Source organism: Streptomyces sp. NBC_01013, from assembly GCF_045162765.1.
Lineage (GTDB): Bacteria > Actinomycetota > Actinomycetes > Streptomycetales > Streptomycetaceae > Streptomyces.
Genome location: NZ_CP108687.1, coordinates 1,749,904 through 1,774,440 on the forward strand (window position 1 = coordinate 1,749,904; position 24,537 = coordinate 1,774,440).

Consider the following 24,537-nt stretch of genomic DNA (forward strand, 5'->3'; position numbering starts at 1 on the left):
CGTCTGGCTCTGTCGCTACCCGGAAAAAGAGCCAGTCGTCCGGTCGGTGAGCCATTTGACGCCGTCGGCGTCGGCCATCCAGCGTCGCTGTCAGTGCCCGCTCGTACGCTATTGACGGCGCAGGCGCGCCGGAGCCTGGAGGCTTTCGTGGCACGACAGCTGACGTATGAACAGCGGATCGCTTTGATCAACAAATGGAAGAACCCCCCGGGTGCTTCCGAACAGCTCCGGCTGGAGCGCGCCGAGCGCATGGTGAAACAGGCGGTGCTCCGGCACCAACCGTTCCAGGGGCTCGACATCACGGTGGCGTCGAAGGGCTCGTACCCCAACAACACCAACGTCCGCGGTGACAGCGACGTCGACATCATGGTGAAGCTCAACGACCCCATCCATACGGAGGGGCTGGCGGCTTGGTGGTTTGGGCAGCCAGCCAGGTACGCGGGGCCGTGGACCCGGCAGAAGCTCCGCCAGGAGGTTGAAGACGCGCTTACCAACCAATTTGGCTGGGTGGACACGGACCACAACCTCGCCGTGTACGTTCCGGAGGTTGTGGGCAGCCGTCCCAGCATCGACGTGGTGCCGTGCTTCAAGTGGGTGGCCTACGACACCACGGTTCCCGGCGGCGAGTACGTGGGCAGCGTCGTCTACGGGCGCAACGGCAAGCGTGTCATCAATTGGCCCGAGCTCCAGCTGGCCAACGGCCGCACGAAGAACACCAACACCAAGTACCGGTACAAGTTCGTGGTGCGGGTGCTGAAGAACGTCGAGAACGACCTCGCCTCCGAGGGCGTGATCAAGGCCCTTCCGTCTTACTTCTCCGAGTGCCTGATCTACAACGTCCCGGACAACGTCCTGCTCCTCGACGGCAGCCTGGACTCTGTGGTCCGCGAAAGCCTGCGGGAGGTCTATCAGCAACTCACGGGAGCCTGGTTCAGCTATCTGCGCATGGTGGAGCCGAACGGGATCAAGAAGGTGTTCGGCGAGGGCCAGAAGTGGACGGAGAAGGACGCGCGCGAGCTGATCGAGCGCGCGTGGTACTACCTCAACTACGAGAGCTGACGATGAACACCGCGACCACCATCCGAGCCGGCGCCACCATCGCCGCCACCCTCTACACGGTCGTCCTGGTCGTCCTGGGCCTGTACCCGTCCGAGTTCCGGTACCTCTTCGCGTACATTCCGGCGCTCGTGGGCTACGGCACTGTCGTGTTCGACAAGTGGGCCTGGCACTGGCCCGTTATCCACCGCTTCACCGGCCGTGCCTGGGTCACAGGCACCTGGCGGGTAGTGCTTGTCCCGAGCTCGGAAAGCCACATTCCGGAGGGAGGGAACCGGGGTCCGATCATCACGTACATGACGATCGAGCAGACCTTCTGGAGCCTGCACGCCACACTCCGCACGAAGGAAAGCACCTCGCGGTCGAGCAACGCCACCATCGGCGCCCCCGAGAACTCGGGAACTGCCGAGATCGGATTCCTGTACGACAACACGCCCCGCGTGGAGCACCAGCATCGAAGCCCGCGGCACGAAGGGGCCTGTCGAATCGCGGTCACCGGTCTCCAGCCCAAGACTGCGACCGGGCACTACTACACCAGCCGGTTCACCGCCGGTGACATGGACTTCAGTCTGCTCGACCGATCGACCGACTACGGCACCTTCGCAGAGGCTCAGGCTGCCGACCCGGCGCACGCCATTAGCTGAAGATCAGAAGCGGCGAACCCGGAGGCTGGTGCCCCAAGTCCCCGCGTATTCGTCCCGGTGCTCGCCTACTCCATATACATACCGGCGAAGACACCATCGAACCCGAGCGCGGCCAAGCCCGCCTCGACACTCGGGTAAGTCGTCCCGTGCGGGCCGCCGACGAGGGCGTCGAAGCCGGCGCGGCTGATCTCGGGCTCGAGCCACTGGTTGCCGCACCGGCAGCGCACCCAGACGTTGCGACCGTGGTTGATGAGCAGCCAGTCGCGTCGGGCACGACAGGCGGAGCACATCACGGGGATGCCCCCGAGAGCGAGTTCGCGTGAGTGGCCGACGCAGCGAATCGCCCCGGGGCCATCGGCCGGCCGCGTCTCGGCCTGGAGCCGCAGCAGGGGGTCGATACCAGCGGGGAGGACGGGCAGCGCGGATGCCGGCTCCGTGGTGCGGGTGGTGGTTCTGAGCACGAGCGTCATCTCCCGGTTGTCGGTCCTGTCTTCATCCGTAACAGCCGGTGAAACCGGCTGTCCATACATTTCGCGGCGTCCGCTCGGTCGGTGGTCGACTACCGGTCCGACCTGGTCAGCGACGTGACGAGCGACGGTTGGGGTCTTGAACAGTCCCGAGCGGCGCGGCTGCCGTCGCGTTTCGTTCACTGGTGCGGCTGCTCGGCGCAGGGGCCTGGCGGGTGGCGGCCTGCGGACGACGGGCACCTTCGCCCGGGTGTGCCGGGAGCTGGGCGATGCGCCGCAGACGCCAGACCAGGACGTCGCTCACGTCATCGGCGCTGTCGAGTTCGCGCATGTCGATGGCCTGGCGCAGGAGGGCTTCGGAGTCGTGGCCCGCCCGCTCGGCCTCGGCGAGGGTGGCGATCAAGGCGTCGGTCCTCGCTTCCATGCCCTCTGCCCGTACGACCTTCTCCGGCAGGACGGCGCGCAGGGTGGCTTCGTGCGTGCGGCGCTGGGCTTCTGGAAGGGTCCGGCCTTGGTCGTGCAGCATTCGCATCGGCATGGCGGCGGCTTGCCGGTAGGCGGTGCGCAGGTGCGCGGCGGCTTGTTGGGAGGCGTGGGCCTGCTGGGCGTGTCCGCGCGCGGAGTGCCAGCGGGCGGCGGCGAGGGTGACCAGGACGAGGGTGGAGACGAGCATGGCGGTGGTGCCGCCGTCCTCGCCTCGGCCGAGCGCCCCGCCGGCCTGGACAATGCCCCGGGCAGCTGAGCGGAGAGCCCGGGTGTCGGCGCGTTCGGCGCGGACATGACTGCGAGTCGCCCGCTCGAAGGCACGGGCTGCGGCGGCCAGTTCGGCGCGGGTGGTGGCCGGTGAGGTCTGGGCCACCGCGTCGAGGAGTTCTCCGACGCCGACAAGCTGGGCGGCGGCCTCGCCGCCGTCGTCGCGTTCCAGGAGCGTGGCCGAGCGCTCGGCGATGACGACTGCGTTGCGTCGTTGACGGGCGGGCGGTGACCAGTTCGTCCGGTCAGCGCCGACCGCGGGCGGGCTTGGCTCGGCGGCCCCGTCGGTGAGGCGTAGGCGGATCTTCGGAAGGGAGAGGTCGGGGGCCAGTTTGGAGCCGGGGTACCAGACCGGGTCTCCGTCGCGGTTGCGGTCGCCGGGCAGGGCCACGTTGTAGCCGAGCGCGTCACCGGAGGGAGCGTGCCGCAGCTTCACCCGCACCCCCGCCTCTCGGAGCCGCGTGAAGAACTCCTCTTCCGAATCCGCTCCCGCCACGGCTCGACGAACGGCCTCACGGAGCGTCTCGCGCGAGGTCTCCGGGCGGCCGGTGCGCTCGGCCTTGAACTTCTCGGCGCTGCTGGGATTCTTCGCTGCGGTTCCGTCGCCGGCGTTCAGGCGCCGCAAGCCCATCTCCTTCTCGATGCGGCGGCATTCGGCCTGGGCCTTGTTGAAGTCGTAGTTCAGGCGCGGGTTGCGCAGGTCGCCGCGTACGAGGGTGGCGACGATGTGGATGTGGTCCTCTGCGTGGCGGACGGCGATCCACCGGCAGCCGTCGGGGTCTCCGGCCGGGGCGATGCCGGTGGCGTGGACGATGCGCTGGGCGACGGCGTTCCACTCCTCGTCATCCAGCCGCCGGTCCCCGGGGGCGGTGCGGACCGAGCAGTGCCAGACGTGCTCGGCGGGCGCGCGGTCGCCGGCCTGCTTGACCCGCAGGTCCAGGGCGGCGGTGAGCCGGGCGAGAGTGACCCTCGGGTCGGGGTCGAGGCCGGTGCCCCGGCCGGTGTCGCGGCCGGGGTCGGGGGCGAAGCCGTCCCAGGAGCCGACGAGGTGCGCGTCGGTGTGCTCCTCGCGCCGTCCGGGGCCGTACAGGTAGACGAGGAGGCCGTGGGTGCGGGAGCCGCGTCCGATGTCGGGAACCATCACAGCCGCCGGGTCACCAGGTCGTTCGCCGCGTCATCGACGCGGGCGAGAAGTCCGGTCAGCGTGCCCAGCGCGTGTTCGAGTTCACCGGCGCGCGGGTGGCCACCGCTGTTGAGGACGAAGGCGATCTGGTTGATGTTGTTGCCGATCCGGGCCAGCGCGGTGCGTAGGGCGGCGAGTTCGTCGATGGCGGTGTCGAGCTGGTCGTTGCTGTGCACGGCGGCGCGTCCGCGGGCGGCGCTCAGGCCGGCGGTGGCGAGGAAGCGGGCGACGGTGACGCCGCGCTGGGTGGCGGCGTCGGTGATCTCGGCTTTCTCGGTGTCGGAGAGGCGGGTGGTTGTCTTGCGGGCGCGCTCGCTCGGGTTGCGGCTACGGCGGCGCGGGGTGCGGTCGGGGAAGGCGGGCGTGCTCGGGCTCGGCTGCTCGCGGTCGGCAGGGTCATCTGCTTCTCCCCCGATGACCGGCGCCCCCTGGTGCCGGTTGCCCGGCTGGTCCCCGTGCGCCCTCGCTCGGGGACCAGCCGGGCTTCCCCCGCCCTCCTGGGCGGGGGCAAGTGCGTACGACGGGCCGTAGGACCGTCGTACGCGATAGCTTGCTCCGCCAGGAGCCGTGGTGGGGTCACGCTGCTGTCCAGCGGGGGTGGCCACCGGGTCGTTGATGTTCACCGACTCGTCTCCGGGTCCTGTTGCTGGATTTCGCGGACGAGTTCCTCGATACAGTCCATGGCCAGGACGGGGTGGTGCAGGGTCCAGGGCGGGTCGTGCTGCTCGCGTTGCACGATCCAGGTGGTGTCCGGGCCGGACTGGGCGCGGTGGAGGTGTCCGTGCTGGTGCAGGACGGTCAGCCAGGAGTCGACTTCGGCGGGCGTGGCCGGGTGAGTGCGCATCGGGTGCTCTCCGTTTCTGCTGTGGCGGGGTGTCTCGGAGACACGCGGAGCGGGTGACCGGCCGGGGTGACCGGCTTGGTCACCCACTCCGTGGAGGGTTCGGTCAGGGCCGAGAGGAGGTGACCGGTTGGCGGTGCTGCTCGCGCAGCTGGGCCATCAGCGCGGTCAGGGTGTCGCTGGACAGCGGGATCTGCTGACCTCGGATCGCCTGGGCGACCACCTTGCGGGTCAGTTTGTCCTCGGCCCTGACCGCCGACCGGGCGATCTTCAACAGCTCCTCGGTGTCCGGGTCAGGACGCCGGTCACCAGTCGGCCGAGCGGCCCGGTCAGTGACCGGCGGGGAGGTGACCGGCGGGGCACTGACCCCCGCCGGGCTGCCCTGGCCATCACCGGCCGGGGCCGCACTGTCGGGGCGGTCAGCACCCGTCCGCCCCTTGTCCGCCTGTCCCGGCAAGTCAGGGGCACCTGCGCTCCGGTTGCGGTGGTCGGTGACCGACTGGCCGCTGGTGGCCGGGGTCGAGTCTCCGGTCACTGACCGGGTGGCGGTGTCCCCGTCGGTCGGGGACAGCGGCAGCCGGTCGTTCAGAGCGGTGACCGACTGACCGGACTTGACCTGACCGGCCGCTGACCGCTGCTGACCGGCTCGGTCGGTCCGGGTGACCTCGATGGCGTCGCCCCGATCGGTCTGACCGAGGTGACCGGGCTGACCGAGGTTCTGCCGGTCACTGTCCTTGACGGGGCCCCGGGCAATGAGGATGTAGAGGTGGACCGCTCCGGCCAAGGCCAGCGGGGCGATGGTGGACAGCACCGCGACCACCGCGTCACCGAGCCGGAGGCCGGCGCCAGCGACCGTGTCCTGGTTGATGCGCACCGCGTGGAGCGCGTTGGCCCAGATGCTGGCGGCGGTGGCCGTGCCGAAGAGCGTCCAGACGTAGAGCCGGGCGCGCAGGGGCGCGTTGCGCAGGACCAGGAGGGCTCGGATGCCGTACGCGATGAACCCGTCGATCACCAGGGGGAACAGGTAGGTAAGGAAGCCTCGGATATGGACGGCGACGGCCATCTGCTGCAGGGCGTCGTACGACAGCGCGCATCCCGCGCCCCCGAGGGCCACGACAGCCGCGCGGTCCCACCCGGATATGTGCACCGTCTTCGGCGCGCTTGCGGTGTTCATGCCGCCGTCCCGAAGTCGTCGCGGATCAGGCGCTCGCCGCTGGTCTCGGGGGATGGGATGTTCGTGGTGGGCTGGTTCAGGGTTCGGTTGCGCTCGGCCCGGCGGATCTCGCGGTATCGCTTCTTGGCGTGCTCCTCGGTGACCTTCAGAAGCCAGGCCAGGCGCTGCTCGCTCACCCCGTGGCGGTAGGCCGCGTACTCGACCGCCCGGCGCTCCGCATGGGTGAGGTGCACGTCGCGCCCGGCGATGGTGGCATTGACGCGGCTGTAGTCGAGGCGGCTGGCGAGCTTGTCGTGCAACGGCCCACGCTCCTCCTCCGTCAGGCCACCACGGATCCCGTCGGTGTCACCCCCTTCGAGAGCGGCGTCCAGGCAGGTTCGGCGGACCGGGCACTGGCCGCACAGCGCCTTGGCCGTGGCGATCTTGGTGGTCTCGTCGGGCTCGGGGAAGAAGACTTCGGGGTCCACCGGGTTGTACTCGGTGCTCTGGCAGACGGCGTCGGCCTGCCAGGTCTGGTCGCCGAGCTGACGGTGGCGGGCAGAGCTTTTCATCGTGCTGGTCATGCGGGGTGCTCCGATCGCTCTCCGCGCGCAGGGGCGTCGGCGGAGAGGTGCGCTGTCGGTAGGTGCCTGCGGGGGGGGGTGCCTCTATGTCGTTCGTCAAGGCATCCCTGTCGGGTTTGGGGTGGTTCGGGTGGGGGGCTATGCGGCGAGTTCGACGTCCTTCGGTGTCCGAGATTCGTAGAAGGTGCCGTCTCGGAGCATGGCGAACAGGACGCTGATGCGCTGGCGGGCGAGTCGGAGGAGGGCTTGGGTGTGGGTTTTGCCGCGGGCTCGCTGTTTGTCGTAGTAGGTCCGGGAGGCCGGATCGGCGTTCATGCAGGCGAAGGCGGAGAGGAACATGGCCCGTTTGAGCTGCCGGTTGCCGCCTCGGGGCGCGTGTTCGCCGTGGATCGAGGTTCCGGATTGCCGGGTGTTCGGGGCAAGGCCGGCGTAGGAGGCGAGGTGGGCGGCGGTGGGGAAGTTGGTGCCGTCGCCGACGGTGGTCAGCAGGACTGCGGCGGTCCTGACGCCGACGCCGGGCATCGAGGTCAGGACCTGGGAAAGAGGGTGGGCCTCCAGCAGGGTGCTGATCTGGGTTTCCAGGGCCCGGCGCTGTTCGTGGACGGCGCCGAGGGAGCGGGCCAGGGAGGGAATGACGGTGCCGAGGGTGCTGGTTCCAGGCACGATCACGGTCTGCTCGTCCAGGGCGTCGAAGACCTCGTCGATCAGCCGTGCGGCCATGCGCGGGGCCTTGGGGCGGATGAGCTCGACGAGTTTGCGGCGGCCGGCTTTCCGCAAGGCGGCTGGGGATCCGTGGCGTTCCAGCAGCCAGGTGACGGCCCGGTGGTCCAGGCGCGGGCCAAGGACACGTTCCAGGCTGGGGTGAAACTGGGTGAGAAGGCCGCGTATGCGGTTGCTGGTGCGGGTGGCCTCGGCGGCGAGGTCCTGGTCGAAGCCGACCAGGACGTTCAGCTCGGCGGTGATCTCGTCGGTCAGTTCCAGCGAGCGCAGGGTGTGGGGCAGGGTGCGGGCGGCGTCCGCGATGACTGCGGCGTCCTTCGCGTCGGTCTTCGCCTCGCCCGGGTAGAGATCGGCGATCCGGCGCATCGCCAGGCCGGGCAGGTAAGCGACCCGGCAGCCGGCGTCCCGGGCCACGGTCAGGGGCAGAGCCCCGATGGAGGCGGGCTGGTCCACGATCACCAGCACTGTGCCGAACTTCGCGGCCAGCTTCTCGAAGACGGCCCGCAGCTTCGGCTCGCTGTTGGGCAGCTGCTTGTCGAAGACCTTCTTCCCGACCGGGGTCAGCCCGTGGCCGTGATGGGCACTCTTGCCGACATCCAGGCCCAGGAAGACGCCCACCTCAGTGGTGTCGAACATCGATACTCCCTCTCCCCAAAGGGTGTTCACGGTGCCGGCCTCGGCGTTGGTGTCGTACGCGCGCATCCACGTTATGCAGACCTGCCGCCCGCGAGCCGTCCGGCATTGCGCCGGACCGGGCAGTGGCCGGACCTCTCATCAGCGTCTCCGACGGCACCTCCCGGGCCCGGTGACACCACCCCCCAGGTCATGCCTTCGACAGGGGGACACAGTCATGCCGGGCCCGGAGGCCAGCGGTCCCATTGCAGGACCGCCAAGAACATAACGGGGGACGGCGCTGCGAGGGCGCGGTCCGGCGGGGTGGCCTGTGCAGGGTCAGGCGGCGGCACTGTGGCGTCTGCGGTCGACGGCCTCGAACTCGACTCGGGTGGTCATCTGCGCGAGCCTGCTGGCGACGCGATCCCCGAGGTACGAGCGCAGGTCCTTGATCGCCAGGTTGGTCGTGATCAGCGTGGGGAGTTCGTAGTTGTACCGCCGGTTGATCAGCCGGTACGTCACTTCCTCCACCCACTCGCTCGCCTTAGCCGCGCCGAGGTCGTCGATGATCAGCAGCGGGCAGCGGCCGACCGCCGCCAGTTCCCGCTCGCTGTCGACCCCGGGCCGGGGGCGGAGATCGGCGTAGAGGTCGGCAGCGGTGGTCGCGCGCCAGCGAACACCGACCCCGCTGTTGACCAGCGCTCGGACTGCGCCGTACGCCTGGTGTGTCTTGCCCGCGCCGACGACCCCGGCCATCAGCAGGCTAGGTCCGGTGGTGACCTGTAGCCGGGCTCCTCTGCTGGGTGCGACGGCCGCGTCGGTGACCTTTCGGACCCACTCCAGGACCGTGGGGTGGTCGGCGACAGCCGCTTGGTAGCGAGGGGGCATCCCGGCCAGCAGGGCGTCCAGCGGTGAGAAGTGCTCGGCGTCGTCCGGCAGCGCGGCGTCGGCCGGGTCGATGTTGCGGGCGGCCAGGATCCTGGCCATACGCTCCAGGGTGGCTTCGTTGCCGAGGAGCTGCGGTTCGCGGTGACGGGTGTGCATCACAGCTCCTCGGCGTAGGCGGCAGACGCGTTAGCCGGGTTGGTCCACGCCTGGTGGGCGGGCACGTTAGGCCGGATTCCCGGCCGCGCCAAACCGCCGGGGCAAGCGTTCATCGCCTCGTTGACCATGCTGGTCAGCACGCTCGGGTGCTTCGGGTTGGCCGTGAAATTCGCCAGCCCGGCTCGGATGTGCGCCGGTGCGATGCCCTCGTCCAGGAGCTTCTTGATGATCCGCCCCAGGTGCCCGATCACGTCGCTCGGGGGGCGCTGGTCGCACCCGGCGACGTACTCCCCGACCAGATCCTTAGCGGAGATGCCGGCTGCGGGCGCTGTGCGCCCCGTAGGGAGAGAAGATCCAGGATCCAAGATCCTAGATCCAGGCGCCGAGCCTTCGGGCAGGCTTCGGGGAAGGTTCGAGGAGTCCTCGAGGAATGCCTCCTGACCTGGGGCTTCCGATCGGGAGCCGCCAGGGACGTCGACCAAGTGATCGGTGGCTGCCTGCCGGTCGGCCGGGGACACAATCACGTGTCCGGAAGACGTCGAGGTGGCCTGGGCGGGCAGATCGAGGGGTCGGGGAGCGTTCGGCGAGGTCTCGGCGAGTCCTCCGGGAGTGGTGGGCGAGCACCCGGTCTGCTTGGTGCAGTTGCCCTTGCAGGGGCCGCACCGGCGGGCAGCCTGGTGCTGCCAGCAGGACGGCAGGCGGGACTGGCTCGGCTTGTCGATCTTCTGGTGTTCGGACCAGGTCACGATGTGGAGGTAGCGGCGGCCGTCGCAGCCGGTGTACCGGCAGATCAGGCCGGCGCTCGCGAGCTGGTGGAGATCGTCCTCGACGTGGACCGAGGTGTGCTCGGCGCGCAGGGGCCACAGGAGCCCAGCGATGATCGCGGCGTTGTCGCGGTGCCGTCCGTGGTCGTCGGCCTGCGTGAGGAGGCCGAAGAAGGTCCGCTCGGCCTCGACGCTCACTTCGGCGAGCGACTCGGAGAAGAACGCCTCCGGCTTGATGGTGCGTATCCGGGCCATGTCAGCGGCTCCGACCGGCGGCGACCAGGTCGCTGCAGGTGAGGGCGGCGCGCTGGATGTCGAGGGTGTGTGGCCGGGTCCAGTCCGCCTCCGGCCAGACCCGCAGGATCCAACGGGCGGCGACCGTCGCCGTCGTCCGGCTCACCTTCAGGGCCTTCCCACCCTCGTCCCGGATAGCGGCACGCGGGTGGGGCCACGCCCGGCTCGGGTCGGTGAGGCTGACTCGGATCGTGGCCGCGCCCGGGATCATCTCTGCGAGCTGAGCAGCGAGACGGTGCTGTCGTTCGGTATCCGGGCAGGCTGGGTTGACGCTCGGCGTGGCGAGCATGTGATACTCCGTTGTTCGTAGGAACGCGGTGCGGCGGTTCTCGTGCAAAAGCCCCGCCGCCCGCGAGATGTGGATCGGTACCCCTCGGGGTGTCGGCCCGGTGCTCGGGAGTTGGTAGCTCCCGGGCGCCGGTCTCATCCACCCCTGTGCACCCTGCGGTCGTCATGACCCGCCCGCGCTCATCTCCCTCCCCTCCTGACTGTTACGTCAGCCAGTGATCTCCGCCTGTGGGCACCAGGACCATATGGCGACCCTCGGCCCAAGTCCAGCTTCTATAGACCAGCCCTCACCAGCGGCGGAACACTGCAATGGATACTGACAACGCACAAAGTACATTGCAGTTACGCCCTTTCGTCAACTGCAATGGCGAGGTACTGAACCTGACCGACCATGATCACCACTGAGGTGGATATGATGGCCGCCATGACGGAGATCTGGAGATGACCGAATCGCGCGAGCGCACCTTCTCGGAGTTGCTCGACTACCTGTTCCGAGAGGTGCACCCGAAGGGACGCGGCCCTTACACCTACGCGGAGGTCTCGCAGGGCATCCGTGACACCTCCGACGTCACCATCTCCGCGAGCGCCATCCAGCAGCTTCGCACCGGCACCAACTCGAACCCGAAGATGCAGACCATCCGTGCGCTGGCCGGTTTCTTCGGCGTGAACCCGGGCTATTTCTTCGACGAGGAGGAGGCGGAGCGCCAGCGTGCCGAGATCCAGCTGGTCGCCGCCATGCGCGACCAGGAGGTGCGCCGGGTCGCCCTGCGCGCGAACGGTCTCAGCGCTTCGAGCCTGAGCATGGTGAACACCGTGATCGACCAGGCCCGACGACTGGAAGGAATGCCCGACGAGGCGGAAGCGTCGGGACTGCTCGACGACAAGTAAGGACTTGGCCGCACACAGAGCAGCGCGCACCGCTCCCGTCGATCACGTCTCGGCAGGTTCAGAGTCGGCTTCCATCAGCACGATCACCCGGAGAAGGTCGCTGCGTATGGGCCGCAGGGCCATGATCCGCACGCCGACTTCTCGACCCCGATGGTGGGGAAGTCGAAGCTTGCGCAGGTCTCCGTCGGCGTGTTCGACCACCTCGCGGCGGTCCCACATCTGCCGTGCGGCCGGGGAACTCGTGAGGATGTCGCGCTCCAGCTGTCGCAGCGCTTCGTGGTCCGGATGGCGGGCGCGCTCGTAGCGGATCTGCCCTAGGTAGGAGCGAGCCCAGTCCTGCTCCCAGTTCACGAGCTGCTCGCGGGCCTCCGGACTCAGGAACGCCCACCGCATCTGATTCGCCTGGTGAGCCGCCCACGGAAACCAGTCCAGCAGCGGTTCGTTGTAGCCGATCACGTTCCAGGCGAGGTCCGTCACGAAGGCGGGATCGGGGGCCTGGCCGTCCAGAAACCGCTGCAGCACCTCGTCCATTTCCGCCGCCGCACCGGCCTCCGGAACCGCGGCGACCACCGGCGGATGGCCCACCGCCATCAGGTACAGGGCATCGCGCTCAGCGCGACTCAGCCCCAGCACCGACGAGAGTCGATCGAGAAAGTCAGCGGAGTACTTGGCCTCCATGCCCCGCTCCAGCGCCCCGTACCAGCGTTCACTCACCCCGGTCAATCGAGCCACGTCACGCTGCGTCAGGCCCTTTGCCCTACGGCCCGCAGAGGTCAGCCCGGGGATCTCATCGGGATTCACCCGCCGCCGCCACGATTGCAGCAACTCAGGCAGCGACTCGCCGCCACCTTCGCCACCCGCGACCCGCCCGCCCCGCACGTCCATAAGGGCGAGCCTAGGATGCGCTCACTGGGTGACATGCGCCATAGGGCGCCCAAACTCCCATCCGGTCGATCATGGTTCAGTCATTCAGCGTAGTCAGACATAACGGATAATCAAGTAATCAACTACTCAGAGTGCGAACCGCCTCGCGCCCGAATCACCGGCCTCCTACGTTTCCGCCCAACGGCGAGGAGTTGGCGACCGGGAAGGTTCGCCCCCTCCGTCAGTGACCAACCGTAATCGGAACTGCCACTTCCAGGAAGCGTGAGTTCCTGCCTTCTCTTGGCATCCTCGGGGCTTCCGTCCACCCACAAGTTGACGCACCGCCGAGGCCGAAGGGGAGCACCGTGTCCTTGCCAGAAGTCGACACGCGTCGACTACGCGCATCGTGCGAAGAGCAGATCAACCTCCTACGTCTGCCGCACCGATTCACCACCCGCCAATTGAGCGAGGCCATAGCCGAGCTTCGCGGGAAGCCCATCGTCCTGCAGCCGCTGAGCACGCTCGGCGCGGTCGATGCGCCGTGCGGAATGAGAATCGAGACCCCGGACGCCGATCTCCTCTTCTACGAGGAGGGCACGTCCGCCCACCACCAGCGGCACATCCTCACGCACGAGCTGTGCCATGTGTACTGCGATCATCCGGGAAGCCTGGAGGTCAACGCGGACACGGCCCGCTCCCTGGGGGTCAACCCGACGCTGGTGATGCGTATGTCCGGGCGGACGAGTTACTCGACTGCTGACGAGCGCGAGGCGGAGATGATGGCGACGGTCGTCCGCCAACGCATCTACCGCGAACGCGAGGCCCCTTCGCACCGCCCCGAGAGGGGCCCGGACAGCTGGGAAGCTCTCTTCGCCCAACCCATCAGGAGAGGCCGCATCCGCGCATGACGAATGCTGTCTTCCTCGGGATGGCGTTGCTGCTCGCGTCGATAGCTGGCTACTGGGTGCTCGGACGCGGAACGCCCCGTCCGACCGGTACCTGGGCCATGGGCGCGCTTCTCGGCTCCTTCGCCATGGCCTTCGCCTCCTATGCGCCGCTGTTCAGAAACGTCGCGGAGTCGATCGTGCCGCACGTCGGCCGACTGCTGAGCAACTGCGCTTCTCTGGGTGCCGCCACAGCGGTTCTGGCCGTTTCCTTCCAGCTCAACCTCGAACCCTACGAGGCGCGGCGGCGCATCAGGGTCCGTCTCGCCCTGCTCACCGCGTCGGTCGTCACCATGACCGCGCTGTTCGCCTACGAGCAGCTGACAGCTCGTTCTCCGCAGGTCTACGCGCTCTATCTACTCCCCTACATTTCGTTCCTCGGGTTCTCCGTGGTCGACTTCCTGATGCAGGCCGTACGCCAGTCGAAGGCGACTCGGCGCGACAGCATCCGGGGCGGGCTGCGGGTGGCCGCGGCAGGCTGCGTGTTCGCTCTCGTCTACGTCGTCTACAAGCTGACACGCATCGTCGGCCTCGGTCTGGGACTGGGCGACGAAACGCACGCGCAGTGCTCATCGCTCGTGACCTCGACGTGCGCCTTCAGCGTCACCTCCCCGGCACTCGCCGTCCTGCTGATCTGCCTCGGCCTCACGTGGCCCGCTGTCCTCTACCCGATCAACCAAGCCCGCCGTCGCCGCTGGGAAACCCGGTCCTTCGAGTCGCTCCGCCCCCTCTGGCAGGACCTGTCAGCCGCGATGCCGCAGATCGTCCTATCGTCGGCCGAGGACGTCGACGGCATCTCCGACGACTCCGACTTCCGGCTGCAGCGGCGCGTCATCGAGATCAGCGACGGCATCCTCGCCCTCCGGCCGTATCGGTCGCGCAGGGTGCAGGAGAGCGCGGCGTCGAACTTCCACACCGCTACCGAGCAGGGCGCCGCCGCCGTGGAGGCGGCTGTCGTACGAGCTGCACTGGCAGACTCGAAGGCTGGCCGGTACGCAGACGAAGTCGCACCTCCGTCGGTAGACGCCGCCGCCCGCGAGGATCTACGCGCCGACACACAGTGGCTCCTCCTGGTGGCCGACGCCTACGTCGAGCGTGTCCGCGACGACGGCCGGCCATGAGTGATTGGAACCTGAAGAAATGACCGACCCAACTCAGGACCCCGGCTTCCTCCAGAACCCCTACCCCACTTACGCGGCCATGCGCTCGGCATGCCCCGTACAAGCCGTAGCCAGCGGATCCGGCGGTCGCCTCAGCTACCTGGTCACCGGATACTCCGAAGCCAGGGAAGCGCTCGCCGACGCCCGGCTCTCGAAGGACACCTCCGCGTTCTTCGCGGGCAAGGAATCAAAGCGGCGCCTCCACCCCGCAGTGGCGCACAACATGCTGTCGAGCGACCCGCCTGAGCACACCCGGCTGCGCAAGCTGGTCACCAAGGCGTTCACGACCGGGGCGGTCGCGGAACTGCGCCCGTTCATCGCCACGGTCACCGACGACCTGCTGGACCAGTGGCCTGTCGGTGAGCCCTTCGACTTCGTGACCGGCTTGGCCGTCCCGCTACCCGTCATCGTGATCTGCGAACTGCTCGGAGTACCGGAGGAAGACCGGCCCGACATCCAGCGCTGGTCCGGCGAACTGTTCGCGGCCGGACAGCCACAGGTCATCGACGCGTCCTCGCACTCCCTGGCCGACTACATGACAGACCTCATCGCCGCCAAGCGCCGACACCCCGGCAACTCGCTCCTCGACCGCCTCATCTCGGCCCGCGACGGCCACGACCGGCTCAGTGAGGAGGAACTGGTCTCCCTCGCGGTGCTCCTACTCGTGGCCGGTCACGAGACCACCACCAACTTCCTCGGCAACGCGACCTTCTCCCTGCTCCAGCACCCGGCCGAACTCGACCGCCTCCACCAGAACCCAAACGACATCCCTGCGGTGCTGGACGAACTACTTCGATTCGACTCCCCCGTCAGCACGGCCACCTTCCGGTACACCACGGAGGCCATCACGCTCGGCGGCACCGACATCCCGGCAGGCGCACCGGTGCTGGTCTCCCTCGGAGCCGCCAACCGCGACCCGGAACGGTTCCCGTCACCGGACCAGCTCGATGCGAACCGGGACGCTGCCGGCCACCTCGCCTTCGGGCACGGTATCCACCGCTGCGTCGGCGCTCCCCTGGCCAAGGCCGAGGCGGAAATCGCGCTGCGCGCGGTACTGACACGGTTCCCTGGCCTCCGGCTCGCCGTACCGCCCGACCAGCTTCAGTGGCGGCACGCCCGTCTTGTACGCGGTCTGACCTCGCTTCCCGTCCTGAACTAGCTAGGACGTTTCTCTGGATCACTTCCGCAGGGCCTGGGTGTCAGTGCGGCGTGTGAGAGTGCTGGGCATGACGATGCCGGAGGGCCCTGCGCGAGTGCTGCCTGAGATTGGACGAGACTTGTTCGACGTTCTCGTCATCAGGACCGACTTCAGCGACGACGAGTCGTGGAATGCGGTGGTTGGGGAGTTGCGCCGCCCGTGGGGGCCAGGCGGTGAGATTGCCGCACCAGTGCAGTTGGTCGAAGCGCCCGCTTGGTCAGGGGCAACGCCCGACGAGGTTCTTGCCGCCGTGGTGGATGGGGACCTGATGGTCGTCTTCCTCGCTGACCACGGCACGATGAAGTCGCCGGCGCGGGCGTTGCTGGCTCTGTCGACAGTCTGGGAGGACGTAAGTGGCCTCGACCCCGTCTATTACATGGAACTCATCGAGTCGCCGGAGCCCCGTGAATTTCGAGCCGTGCCCGCCGCGGTACACGGCGTCCAGGCGGACCTGGCGCTCGGAAACGTGGACTTCGCAGAGTACGCTGCGGCTGCTTCCGCAGAGCCTGATCAGGTACTGCGGCCCATCTGACCGCAACAGCGGTCAGCCGTTTCCTCGGTAGAGGACGGGTTGGGCCCGTGCATCCAGCACCCCCTGACCGGGGCGCGAGCCGGTCAGGACTGCTCGGCGGCCACCTTCCGCAGCCAACGGAGCGTCTGACGCCGGTTGGCCAGCAGCACCATGTCGGCACCGGAGCCGAACTCCTCGATCTTCGCCATCACGCGGGGTCGCATCTTGCGCCGATACGTGGCGACGTACTTGATCACGCCCCAGTGGATGCGGTTGTGCACTCCGTTGCCCTTGTGCCCGGCCCCGTGCCGGAGCTGGCGGGAGAAAATCCCGTACAGGGCCGCCACGGTCGACACGTCCATCAGGACCACCGTGTCGCAGGCTTCGAGCCGTACCTGCAGCGTCGAGTTGTAGTTGCCGTCGATCACCCACCGCGGCTGCGAGACCAGCTCGCGCTGCACGTCGGTGAACTTGTCCCTGGGCAAAACGTTCCACTCGTCGTCGTAGAACGCGGCGTCCAGGTGCGTCACCGGGGCGTCGAGGATCCTGCCCAGCTCGCGGGCCACGTGGGACTTGCCACTGCCTCCGCAGCCGACGATGGCGACCTTCCTCATGGTGCTCCAGCGTAGAGAGGTTGAGGTGATGGGCGAGCCAACTCGCGGGACGTGCTGTGTCTGGCCTCTCTCCTGCCTGTTCAGTTCGGCGCTCAGAGAGCCCTCTACCGACGATGAGCGTTGCCACGCGCCCCTGGGCTCCCCTGGTGCTCGACGCCGTGCAGGATGGGCTGCTCTGGCTGCCCAAGCGCTACACCTCAAACCTGTGCACCAGTCCCTTCCTGCTGAGAGTGGGATCGCCCGACGCTGGCACGGATCACCTCGTCGCTGCCCCGCAGCGCCTCTGTCATCCTTGCGAGCCAGGGCGCGGGGAGGTTGCCGCTGCCCAGCGCGCATGCACGGACGAGCTGTCGGGCCGCCTCGACCTGGCGCGGCTCGGCGAGGCTGGTGAACCGGTGGTCAGCCAGGCACTCGCGGGCGGCATAGCCGTCGGTCGCCACGACGGCCCGGCGGTGGAGCTCTGCAACCATCCGGTGCGCTTCGTCTTCCTGGTGCGGCTCCAGCAGGTCCAGAATCGTCAGGCCGAGGCGCGTATCGAAGACGGTCATGCCTTGGTCGGGTTGGTGCTCGACGTAGTCCTCGACCAGCGTGTCGAGGAGGGGTACGGCCGGGCCGCGAAGGGCCTTTTTGCACATCACGTCGAGGCAGCCGGTGACGGCGTTCTCCCAGCGTTCTCCGGGTGTGGTCATGGTGATGAGCGCGGCGGCGTCGGTGGGGGTGTGGCTGAGTGCGGCCAGGAAGGCGACCTGGCGGCCGTCCAGCATGCGCTGCCCGATGCCCCGGTGTTCCTCGATGTGGGCCAGCGCCTCCGCCCAGCGGCCGGCCGTGGTCAGGGTGCGCGTGCCGTCGGCCAGGACTACCTTCCAAAGCCAGGTGCGCACCTCGTGGCGGTCGGTGTCGGTGAGGGTGAGGTCGGCCGGGACGTGGACTCCCTCGAACTGAGCGCTGGTGCCGTTGGTGACGGCGTCGAAGAGGTGCAGCAGACGGTGACGCCCGTCGTCGGCGGCGCCCGCGCGGATCTGGAGGCGGGCGAGGTTCACCACGGGTTCGAGGGCGCGGATCGCGGTCATGCCGGGCAAGGGGGTGGCGTGGAGGTAGGCGGCGGCGTGCTGGTGGCACATCTTCCGCGCGAGGTCGGGCAGCCCGAGGTCGGAGGCGATGAGGGCGGCCTGGTTGTAGACGGCCGAGGCGAGGCCCTGGTCAGCCTTTGCGGCTGCGGCGTCGGCGAGTTCGGCCAAGCCGTGCACGCGCCGGGGCAGGGGCAGGCACGCGGGTCGGAATCGGTAGATGAGCGGGAAGCGCTGCGCTATAGGTCCGTTCGGGTCCATGTGATCCCCCGGGGGTGAAGACGACGAGGAGCGGGGAAGGGCCGCGTGGTGCCCGCCGGCCGGTCGGCGGGCACCACGCAGGCGGATCAGCTACTGCCAGGTGACGCGGACGCGGTTCAGCGGGGTGTCGAGGACGAAGACACCGGGCTGCTCGTCCGCGGGCGCGTCGAGCGGCAGAATCTCGAAGGCGGCATCCCGGCCGCGGTACCCGCGGTCCCAGGTGCGGACCGCGTCGGCGACCTTGGCGGCCAGCTCATCGCTCCCGGGGCCGTGGCCGATGACGCCGAACTCCCAGAGCTTGTCGCCCTCGGGGGTCTTCTGCTCCGAGGGACGCCGCGCGAGGTAGGTGAGGGCGCCCTTCTCGACGGCGGCCGTGGCCGAGGGGTAGGGGTCCTCGGTAAGCACCGTGCCCTTGGCGGTCTGGGGGAAGAGCATCCGGATGAGCCCGGACGGCATGACGCAGGAGACGAACAGCTCCATCCATTCCGGGGACTCCCCCGCGCGGACCGTCATCCCGGTCCACTCCTCGACGCGCGGCTCATCAAGGACACTGGCAAGGGCGTCGGCGTCGAGCGCCAGGCCGGCCGGGGCCTGGAGGCGCACGGCGCCGTCCGTGCTGAGCGGCACGGCGCGGCGGTCGTCGTCGGCGATGCCCCGGCGCAGCGGCATGAAGGTGTTCATCTCCGAGCCGACCGAATGCCACCGGCCTTCGCGCGCCACGTAGATGATGGAGCGCGAGACGCTGCCCGTGAGTCGCTGCGGGGTGACGAGTCGGCCGCCCTCGGCGAGCTGGTCGAGCCAGGCGTGGGGGATGCCGTGCGCGCCGACGGTGGCGATGATCCGGTCGTACGGGGCACCTTCGGCGTGGCCGAGGGCGCCGTCGCGCGTCAGGGCCTCGACGTTGGTGGCTCCAGCGGCGGCGAGGTGGGCTCGGGCGCCTTCGACCAGGTCGTCATCGACGTCGATGGTGGTGACGTGTCCGCTCGGGCCGACGAGGTGGCCGATCAGGGCGGCGTTGTAGCCGGTGCCGGCGCCGAGTTCGAGGATGTGCTCGCCCGGCTGGGCTTCGAGCTGGTCCAGCATGAGGGCGACGACGGCTGGCTGGGAGGCGCAGGAGATCGAGGTGCCCTCGGGGTCGTACTTCACGTTGACCGGGCTGTTGTCGTAGGCGTCTGCCAGCGAGGTGTCAGGGACGAACAGGTGCCGGGGCACGGTGCGCAGGGCGGCTTCGACCGCGGGGGTGCGGGCGTGGCCGTCGGCCTTGATCTGGTCGACCAGGGCGTTGCGGAGCTGTTCGGCGTTGGCCCCGGGGGCGGCGAGTGTGTCGGTGTTCACCGTGCTGACGCTATGGGCCGCAAAGCCTGATTCTGTTGCTGACGCGGTGTTTTCACTCGAACCCATGATTGCCTCTCGTGCGATGTTGAACAGGGTGTGCTGGTCGGCGGACGGCAGACCGGCACGGTTGGCGTGGAAGATGGCGTGGTGCGCGATGACGGCGCGCAGTCCGCGGGTCAGGTCGCCCTGGGCGGCAAGGTAGGCGAGCGTGGTGCCGACACGCTCGAAGGCGGCGACCCAGTCGCCGTGGCCGTCCAGCGGCCCGCGCTCGCGGCACAGGCTGCGGGCTTCGGTGGTCATCAGGGTGCGCATTGCCGAGGTAAGGCGCGGGGACCCGGGCGTGCCGGTACCGGGGCGCAGTGCGGAGACCTTCGCCCACACGTCGCCCTGCTCGAACCAGTCGAGACCCGAGGCACGCATCAGGCTGCTCATCAGCAGGATGGCGGTCTCGCGCCGCCCCAGGTGCCCGTCCTTGACGGGATAGGTGAGCAGGTGGCGGCTGTCCTCGTGGAAGAGGGCGTGCGCGGCCGTCATGGCGTCCGCCCCGCCGAACGCCTCGGTCTCCGGCTCGTAGATCCCGGTCGTGCAGGACTGCGCCTTGCCGTCCGCCACCCACTCGTCCAGCAGAGTCAGCACGGTCGGTGACGGCTGGTCGGCGACGTACCGAAGGCGCCAGGGCTGCTTGTTCATGAACCACCAGCCGCTGAGCTGCCCGTCGGCCTCGGCGGCGAGCAGAACGGGGGCGAGGCGTTCCGTGACAGCCCGTCGCCCGGTGTCCCGGTCGGGGAAGGTGATGTTGTGCTGCTGCCAGCGAGCGGGACACATCGAGAAGTCCTTCGGTCGGGTTCAGGCGGTGAGCAGGCAGGCGTCCCAGGCGGTGCGGGGCGGCTCCGCGCTGTCTGCGGTGATCAGTCCCAGCGCGGTTCCGGCGGCACCGTCGAGGAGCCCAGGGCCCGCCGCGTCCTTCAGCAGCAGGGCGGCGGCGTCGTACGGGTCGGTGCCGGGCGGGACCAGCACGGCGAGAAGGGCGGGGACGGTGGCGCGGAGCTGACCGGCGGTGGCACGGTCTGCGTCGGCGGCAACGCGTGCCGCGATGTGGACGAGACCGGCGAAGCCGTGGCACAGGCCGCTGTCCGTGGTGGCGCGAAGCTGCGCGCGGTCGCTCAGTGCGTTCAGCAGGGCGGCCTCGGCCTCGGCCTGGAGGTCGCTGTCGCCGAGGGCGAGCGCGGCGAGCTGCTGTGCGCGGGCAAGGCCCGCGGTGCCGTAGCACCAGCTCGGCCGCCGTGATGCCGAGGCCGCGGGCCGGCCGCTGCGCAGTTCCTCGCGGGTGGTCCAGTACGGCCAGGCCGTGCCGCGCCCGGTGGGCGCCTTCCACTGCTCCAGCCAGGCCAGGATGGTGCGCATCGCCTGATGGTGGCCGGTGACGGTGGTGCCGCGGCGGGCGGCAAGCGCCAGCAGCGCGAGGACCGCGCCGACGCCGTGCGCCATGCCGTGGTTGGCGTGCCCACCGGGGAAGCGGTCGTCCGGCCTGCCGGACGGCCCGGTCGGTACCCACCAGCCCGGCAGGCGTTCGCCGCTGTCGGTGACCGGGTCGGTCAGACGCACGCAGTAGTCGAGAACGGCCCGGGTCACCGGGCCCGCCGGGTCGCGGCGCAGCAGGTAGGCGCCGTACCCGGTCAGGCCCCGGATGGCGTCGAACTCGGCGAGCACCGGAAGCTGCCCGGCCTCGACCCGGCGGTGCGCGGCGTCCAGCCGCCGCCGGGCGTCTGCCGTCACCTGCCGGTCCAGCACATCGAGGCCACGCCGGTAGGAGTCCGGAAGCTGGTCGGCGGCGCACGCCACGGCATGGGCGAGCGCCGGGGCGCCGTAGAAGGGGTGGCTGTCCGGGCCGCTGGTGAAGGGCTCGCGGGTCGAGGCGGCCAGCCAGTCGTGGGCGCGCTGCCAGGGGGCAAGCCCGGCCGCGGCGCGTTCGATGTGCAACAGGGCGATGCCTGTCGGGCCGTAGGCGAGGTGCTGCCGGTTGGCGTCGTCAGTGGCCGCCGTCGGCGCCTGGTCGGGGTGGGCGAGCCGGTCGGCGATGGCGGCGGCCACCGCGGCTGCTGTGTGGGTCACGGTCGCCTCCCGGCGCGGGCGGTGAAGGCCAGGGCGGCGGCGCGGGCCAGGTACAGGCAGACCTCTTCCTCAGGGAAGTCCACCGCGACATGCCGCACGAAGTGGACGTGCAGTAGGGAGGTCAGCACGCTGTCCACGGCGATGCCGTCGGCGTGCGGGCCGGACAGGTGCGGCCCGTACGCGGCGAGCGCAGCGGTGCGCTCGGCCCAGGCGTCCACGATCGCGGCGCCGCCGGGCGCTGACCGAAGGGCCGCCCAGTCACCGCGCGGGTCTGCCAGCCGCACGGCGTCGGTGAACTGCGAGCGGGGTACCGGGTTCGGCGAGGTCGGCTCGATGTGGTCGATCAGCCAGCGCGCGCCGGCGTCCGGGCCGCCGAGAAGGGCGGAGGCGATGGCGAAGAAGTGCGCGGCCACGAGCGTGCGCTGCGCCGGCCGGACAGGCTGGGCGAGCTGCACCAGCGTGGCCAGTGAGTCCGCGCGGAACACGGCCTCGGCCGCGTCCCACGCCGGTCCGGAGCCCCACCGGCCCGTCTCGCGGTAGGAGGTGGGGTAGCGCAGGTCCGCCAGCAGCCCGGCGGTCCGCAGTTCGTCGGCCCAGGCGCTGACCGTGTGGGTGGTGTCGGCGAAGTCGTCCGGGTCGGGCAGCGCGATCCGCAGGCGAAGGTGCTGCTGGGGGTCGCGGAAGCGGACGTACCACCAGCGGGGAGAGCCGAGGCGCCGCATCAGGTCGGGCACGTGCCGGGTCAGCAGGGCGTCTTGACGCCGCGAGTCGCCGTACAAGGCTACGAGGATCACCGGGGAGGTGGCGGGGGTCTGGATCTGGGCTGGGGAGAGCGTGCGGGCGGTGGTCGGAGTGGGCAGCGCAGGCCAGGCCGGAGGCCGGACCGCTTTGAGGGGGACCGCGATCTCGTGGGCCCGGCCCCCGCTCCAGCCGTCCGCCCCAGGAGGAGCGGCTTCCGTCAGCAGCGCCGTACCGGCGCGGTCGAGGTGTTGGCGCAGCAGGCTCCGGTGGCCGGGCTCATCGAGGTCGAGCGGCAGTCGCCGGTCGTCCTGGACGAGGAGCACGTGCTGCGGCAGGCGGCGGCGCTCCCGCCAGCCGGACAGTGCGGCGTCCCAGTCCGCGCCGGGCCGGTGGCGGTCGGGGAGGTCGTCGGCCTCCAGCCTCCAGCGGGCTGCTACCAGCACGATGCGGCCGTACCGCAGGCGGGGGAGGAACGGCATCGCTGCGGCGGCGCCCCAGTCGAACCTGGTGACCTGGGCGTTCTGCGCCCGGGACACCTCGGTGATCAGCCGCGCCAGGGGCGGGGTGTGCTCGGCAAGGTTGAGCGCATGCATGCCGACGGCCTCGACGCGCAGCCCGCGGTCCGGAGCAGCCAGGTACATCCGGCGCCCGTCGCACGCCACCGCCAGATCCGCCGGCGTGAGCACCGCGGCGTCGGGGGCGCGGTGCTCCTGCAGGCTGATCACCAGCGGCAGCACACGCGGGGCTCGGGTGACGTGGGCGGTGTCGGGCAACAGCGCGGGGAAGGAGAGCTGCGCGGCCACCGTGCCGGCGTCGGCCGTGGGCAGGTCAGCCAGCTCCGCTTGTAGGCGCTCGCGTTGCGCAGTGGGGAGGACGCCGAGGAAGCGTCCGACGGTCACCCCCGCTCCGCGGGCCACGCTGGTCATTTCCACGGTGAACCGACCGCGGCGGGCATCGGCAAGGCTGGCCGCGTGCAGTCGCACGCCCACCTCCAAGTGGGGCGGTACCCGTGGCTCTTGTGGTCCCCGCTCCAGGGCGGTCACGGTCTCGTCGGTCAGCACGACTTCGTCGCGGCCGTCGAGCGCGGCGGCCTGGGCGAGGCCGAGCAGCACGTCGTCCCGCGGCGACAGGCGCCGGCGGCTCGCTCCGGTCGGCCCGCCCGGGTATCCGTCGGGGTAGCCGATGCCGCTGTCCGCGACGACCTCCAGCAGCGGCACCATCGTGCCGACGCCGAACCGTTCGTAGAACCGCTGGTGGTACTCGTTCCACGGCTCGGTGCCGTACGGGCGGGCGCAGATCCTGGTGAGGATCGTGGCGGCGCGCTCGACCTCGCGGGCGACCAGATCAGGGAGCACCACGGTGGCGTCCAGGCACAGGTCCAGGGCGAGCGGGTGACGCCGGAGGCCCGGCACCAGATCACGCATCCGGGTCGCTACGGCGTCCCGGCCCTCTGTGGTGCCGCACTGCTCCAGCCCGGCGTGGACGGCGCGCAGCTCCCGGACGACGGGTGCCAGGAGACGAATGTCCTCGGCACGGACCCCGTCGAGCTGGGTGACCAGGTGACCGAGCGCGTCGGTCTCGGTCGCCGGCGCGTGGAGGTTGGTGATCAGCACGCGCCGCCGCACCAGGCCCGCGAGGAGCCGCTTGACGCGCTCCGGGGCCACCGCCGGGAACTCGGCCATCAGCTTCTCGGCGAGTTCCCCGATCCGGATCGGCGCGTCAGCCGCGCGGAGGATAAGCCGGACCGGCGCCGACAGCTCGACGGACACCTCGACCGCTCGCCGCTGACCGGTCGGCCCGTCGTCCTGGTAGGGAACGACGAGACTGCCGTCGCGCTCGAAGGTGGTGTTGTTGACGACGACCGACAGGAGCGGCAGCAGCTCTCCGCTTCTTTCTAACTGCTCGGTCAGCCTCCCCACCCACTCCGCACCGGCGCGGGCCACGACCAGGTGGTTCTGGCCCCAGCGGGAGTGGGGCTCGGCGTCGAAGGTGGCCGTGGTGACTCCGGCGAACAGTCCGAACGGTGTGGGCCGGTGCAGCGCGCGCAGGAGGTAGCGCGCCACCGACACTCCAACGCGGCGGACTTCGCGGGTAGAAGGGGAGTTAGCACCCTCCAGGACCTCGACTTCGGCGGCGAGAACCGGGCTGGCATGGCGGAGGGCCTGTGCGATGCCCGGGTCGTGCCAGATGCTGCGAATCCAGGCGAGGCGTCCGGTGGTGACCTCCTCCAACTCCTCGGCTCGGAAGGACCGGTCGTCGAAGTCCGGTAGGGGAAGCTGGGTCACCGACGGTCGAGCGGCTGCGCGCACCAGGGCGGTCGTGCCCGCCTTGAACGCTGGGGGTATAGCCACGTGACGTGTCCCTTCGTGCGTCTGGAGGGGCGGTCGGAGCCGACGCGCCGAGTAGCGCGACAGCACCGACCGCGGTTCATGACCTGAT

General features: G+C 69.8%; 23 protein-coding genes. 7 read left to right on the forward strand and 16 right to left on the reverse strand.

Annotated features, from left to right (window positions below):
• Nucleotides 1–147 precede the first annotated feature (147 nt).
• Nucleotides 148–1,059 carry a nucleotidyltransferase gene (locus tag OG538_RS07440; protein ID WP_406091351.1) on the forward strand — a complete coding sequence of 304 codons (912 nt, stop codon included), beginning with the start codon at nucleotides 148–150 and terminating at the stop codon, nucleotides 1,057–1,059.
• Between the two features lie 2 nt (nucleotides 1,060–1,061).
• Nucleotides 1,062–1,700, forward strand: a complete 639-nt coding sequence (locus OG538_RS07445) for a hypothetical protein (RefSeq protein WP_406091353.1) — start codon at nucleotides 1,062–1,064, stop codon at nucleotides 1,698–1,700.
• Nucleotides 1,701–1,765: 65 nt separating this feature from the next.
• Here the strand turns inward: OG538_RS07445 and OG538_RS07450 are convergent, their stop codons facing one another.
• The 10 genes from OG538_RS07450 to OG538_RS07495 form a co-directional block, all read right to left on the reverse strand.
• Nucleotides 1,766–2,170: a hypothetical protein gene (locus OG538_RS07450; RefSeq protein WP_406091355.1), complete on the reverse strand. Its 405-nt coding sequence runs from the start codon at nucleotides 2,168–2,170 to the stop codon at nucleotides 1,766–1,768.
• A 106-nt stretch (nucleotides 2,171–2,276) separates the two neighbouring features.
• Nucleotides 2,277–4,061, reverse strand: coding sequence for a relaxase/mobilization nuclease domain-containing protein (locus tag OG538_RS07455; protein ID WP_406091357.1), 1,785 nt, complete (start codon nucleotides 4,059–4,061; stop codon nucleotides 2,277–2,279).
• Nucleotides 4,061–4,726: a plasmid mobilization protein gene (locus OG538_RS07460; protein ID WP_406091359.1), complete on the reverse strand. Its 666-nt coding sequence runs from the start codon at nucleotides 4,724–4,726 to the stop codon at nucleotides 4,061–4,063. The genes OG538_RS07455 and OG538_RS07460 overlap by 1 nt, the downstream gene beginning before the upstream one ends.
• Nucleotides 4,723–4,947, reverse strand: coding sequence for a hypothetical protein (locus OG538_RS07465; protein WP_406091361.1), 225 nt, complete (start codon nucleotides 4,945–4,947; stop codon nucleotides 4,723–4,725). Before OG538_RS07465 ends, OG538_RS07460 begins: the two co-directional genes overlap by 4 nt.
• A gap of 103 nt (nucleotides 4,948–5,050) precedes the next feature.
• Nucleotides 5,051–6,118, reverse strand: coding sequence for a DUF2637 domain-containing protein (locus tag OG538_RS07470; protein ID WP_406091363.1), 1,068 nt, complete (start codon nucleotides 6,116–6,118; stop codon nucleotides 5,051–5,053).
• Nucleotides 6,115–6,681 carry a WhiB family transcriptional regulator gene (locus OG538_RS07475; protein WP_406091365.1) on the reverse strand — a complete coding sequence of 189 codons (567 nt, stop codon included), beginning with the start codon at nucleotides 6,679–6,681 and terminating at the stop codon, nucleotides 6,115–6,117. The genes OG538_RS07470 and OG538_RS07475 overlap by 4 nt, the downstream gene beginning before the upstream one ends.
• A 138-nt stretch (nucleotides 6,682–6,819) precedes the next feature.
• Nucleotides 6,820–8,037, reverse strand: a complete 1,218-nt coding sequence (locus OG538_RS07480; protein WP_406099985.1) for an IS110 family transposase — start codon at nucleotides 8,035–8,037, stop codon at nucleotides 6,820–6,822.
• 315 nt (nucleotides 8,038–8,352) lie between these two features.
• Complete coding sequence (locus OG538_RS07485) at nucleotides 8,353–9,057, reverse strand: ATP-binding protein (RefSeq protein WP_406091367.1); 705 nt, start codon at nucleotides 9,055–9,057, stop codon at nucleotides 8,353–8,355.
• Nucleotides 9,057–10,076 carry a hypothetical protein gene (locus OG538_RS07490; RefSeq protein WP_406091369.1) on the reverse strand — a complete coding sequence of 340 codons (1,020 nt, stop codon included), beginning with the start codon at nucleotides 10,074–10,076 and terminating at the stop codon, nucleotides 9,057–9,059. Before OG538_RS07490 ends, OG538_RS07485 begins: the two co-directional genes overlap by 1 nt.
• Nucleotide 10,077: 1 nt before the next feature.
• Nucleotides 10,078–10,404 (reverse strand): hypothetical protein, encoded by a 327-nt coding sequence (locus OG538_RS07495; RefSeq protein ID WP_030881889.1) that lies wholly within the window; start codon nucleotides 10,402–10,404, stop codon nucleotides 10,078–10,080.
• Between the two features lie 440 nt (nucleotides 10,405–10,844).
• On the opposite strand from OG538_RS07495, the gene OG538_RS07500 reads away from it, so the two are divergent.
• Nucleotides 10,845–11,291 carry a Secondary metabolite protein gene (locus OG538_RS07500; protein WP_406091371.1) on the forward strand — a complete coding sequence of 149 codons (447 nt, stop codon included), beginning with the start codon at nucleotides 10,845–10,847 and terminating at the stop codon, nucleotides 11,289–11,291.
• Between the two features lie 42 nt (nucleotides 11,292–11,333).
• Here OG538_RS07500 and OG538_RS07505 read toward each other — a convergent pair whose 3' ends face one another.
• A complete protein-coding gene (locus tag OG538_RS07505; RefSeq protein WP_406091373.1) occupies nucleotides 11,334–12,176 on the reverse strand; it encodes a helix-turn-helix domain-containing protein in 843 nt (280 codons plus the stop codon).
• Nucleotides 12,177–12,616: 440 nt separating this feature from the next.
• Here OG538_RS07505 and OG538_RS07510 point away from each other — a divergent pair, with 440 nt between their 5' ends.
• The 4 genes from OG538_RS07510 to OG538_RS07525 all read left to right on the forward strand — a co-directional run bounded on the left by OG538_RS07510 (nucleotide 12,617) and on the right by OG538_RS07525 (nucleotide 15,989).
• The gene (locus tag OG538_RS07510; protein WP_406091375.1) at nucleotides 12,617–13,063 is read left to right on the forward strand and encodes a regulator component; all 447 of its coding nucleotides are present in this window, start codon (nucleotides 12,617–12,619) and stop codon (nucleotides 13,061–13,063) included.
• On the forward strand, nucleotides 13,060–14,220 hold the full coding sequence (locus OG538_RS07515; protein WP_406091377.1) for an MAB_1171c family putative transporter: 1,161 nt from the start codon (nucleotides 13,060–13,062) through the stop codon (nucleotides 14,218–14,220). Before OG538_RS07510 ends, OG538_RS07515 begins: the two co-directional genes overlap by 4 nt.
• A 19-nt stretch (nucleotides 14,221–14,239) precedes the next feature.
• Nucleotides 14,240–15,418 carry a cytochrome P450 gene (locus OG538_RS07520; RefSeq protein WP_371626554.1) on the forward strand — a complete coding sequence of 393 codons (1,179 nt, stop codon included), beginning with the start codon at nucleotides 14,240–14,242 and terminating at the stop codon, nucleotides 15,416–15,418.
• A gap of 67 nt (nucleotides 15,419–15,485) precedes the next feature.
• Nucleotides 15,486–15,989, forward strand: a complete 504-nt coding sequence (locus OG538_RS07525) for a DUF6924 domain-containing protein (protein ID WP_371626553.1) — start codon at nucleotides 15,486–15,488, stop codon at nucleotides 15,987–15,989.
• An 83-nt stretch (nucleotides 15,990–16,072) separates the two neighbouring features.
• Here OG538_RS07525 and OG538_RS07530 read toward each other — a convergent pair whose 3' ends face one another.
• The 5 genes from OG538_RS07530 to OG538_RS07550 form a co-directional block, all read right to left on the reverse strand.
• The gene (locus OG538_RS07530) at nucleotides 16,073–16,582 is read right to left on the reverse strand and encodes a topology modulation protein (protein ID WP_371626552.1); all 510 of its coding nucleotides are present in this window, start codon (nucleotides 16,580–16,582) and stop codon (nucleotides 16,073–16,075) included.
• 197 nt (nucleotides 16,583–16,779) lie between these two features.
• Nucleotides 16,780–17,910 carry a hypothetical protein gene (locus OG538_RS07535; protein ID WP_371626551.1) on the reverse strand — a complete coding sequence of 377 codons (1,131 nt, stop codon included), beginning with the start codon at nucleotides 17,908–17,910 and terminating at the stop codon, nucleotides 16,780–16,782.
• A 90-nt stretch (nucleotides 17,911–18,000) separates the two neighbouring features.
• The gene (gene fxlM, locus OG538_RS07540; protein ID WP_406091380.1) at nucleotides 18,001–20,070 is read right to left on the reverse strand and encodes a methyltransferase, FxLD system; all 2,070 of its coding nucleotides are present in this window, start codon (nucleotides 20,068–20,070) and stop codon (nucleotides 18,001–18,003) included.
• 21 nt (nucleotides 20,071–20,091) lie between these two features.
• Nucleotides 20,092–21,357 (reverse strand): lanthionine synthetase C family protein, encoded by a 1,266-nt coding sequence (locus OG538_RS07545; RefSeq protein WP_399560648.1) that lies wholly within the window; start codon nucleotides 21,355–21,357, stop codon nucleotides 20,092–20,094.
• Nucleotides 21,354–24,449, reverse strand: coding sequence for a lantibiotic dehydratase (locus tag OG538_RS07550; protein ID WP_406091382.1), 3,096 nt, complete (start codon nucleotides 24,447–24,449; stop codon nucleotides 21,354–21,356). Before OG538_RS07550 ends, OG538_RS07545 begins: the two co-directional genes overlap by 4 nt.
• Between the last annotated feature and the right edge of the window lie 88 nt (nucleotides 24,450–24,537).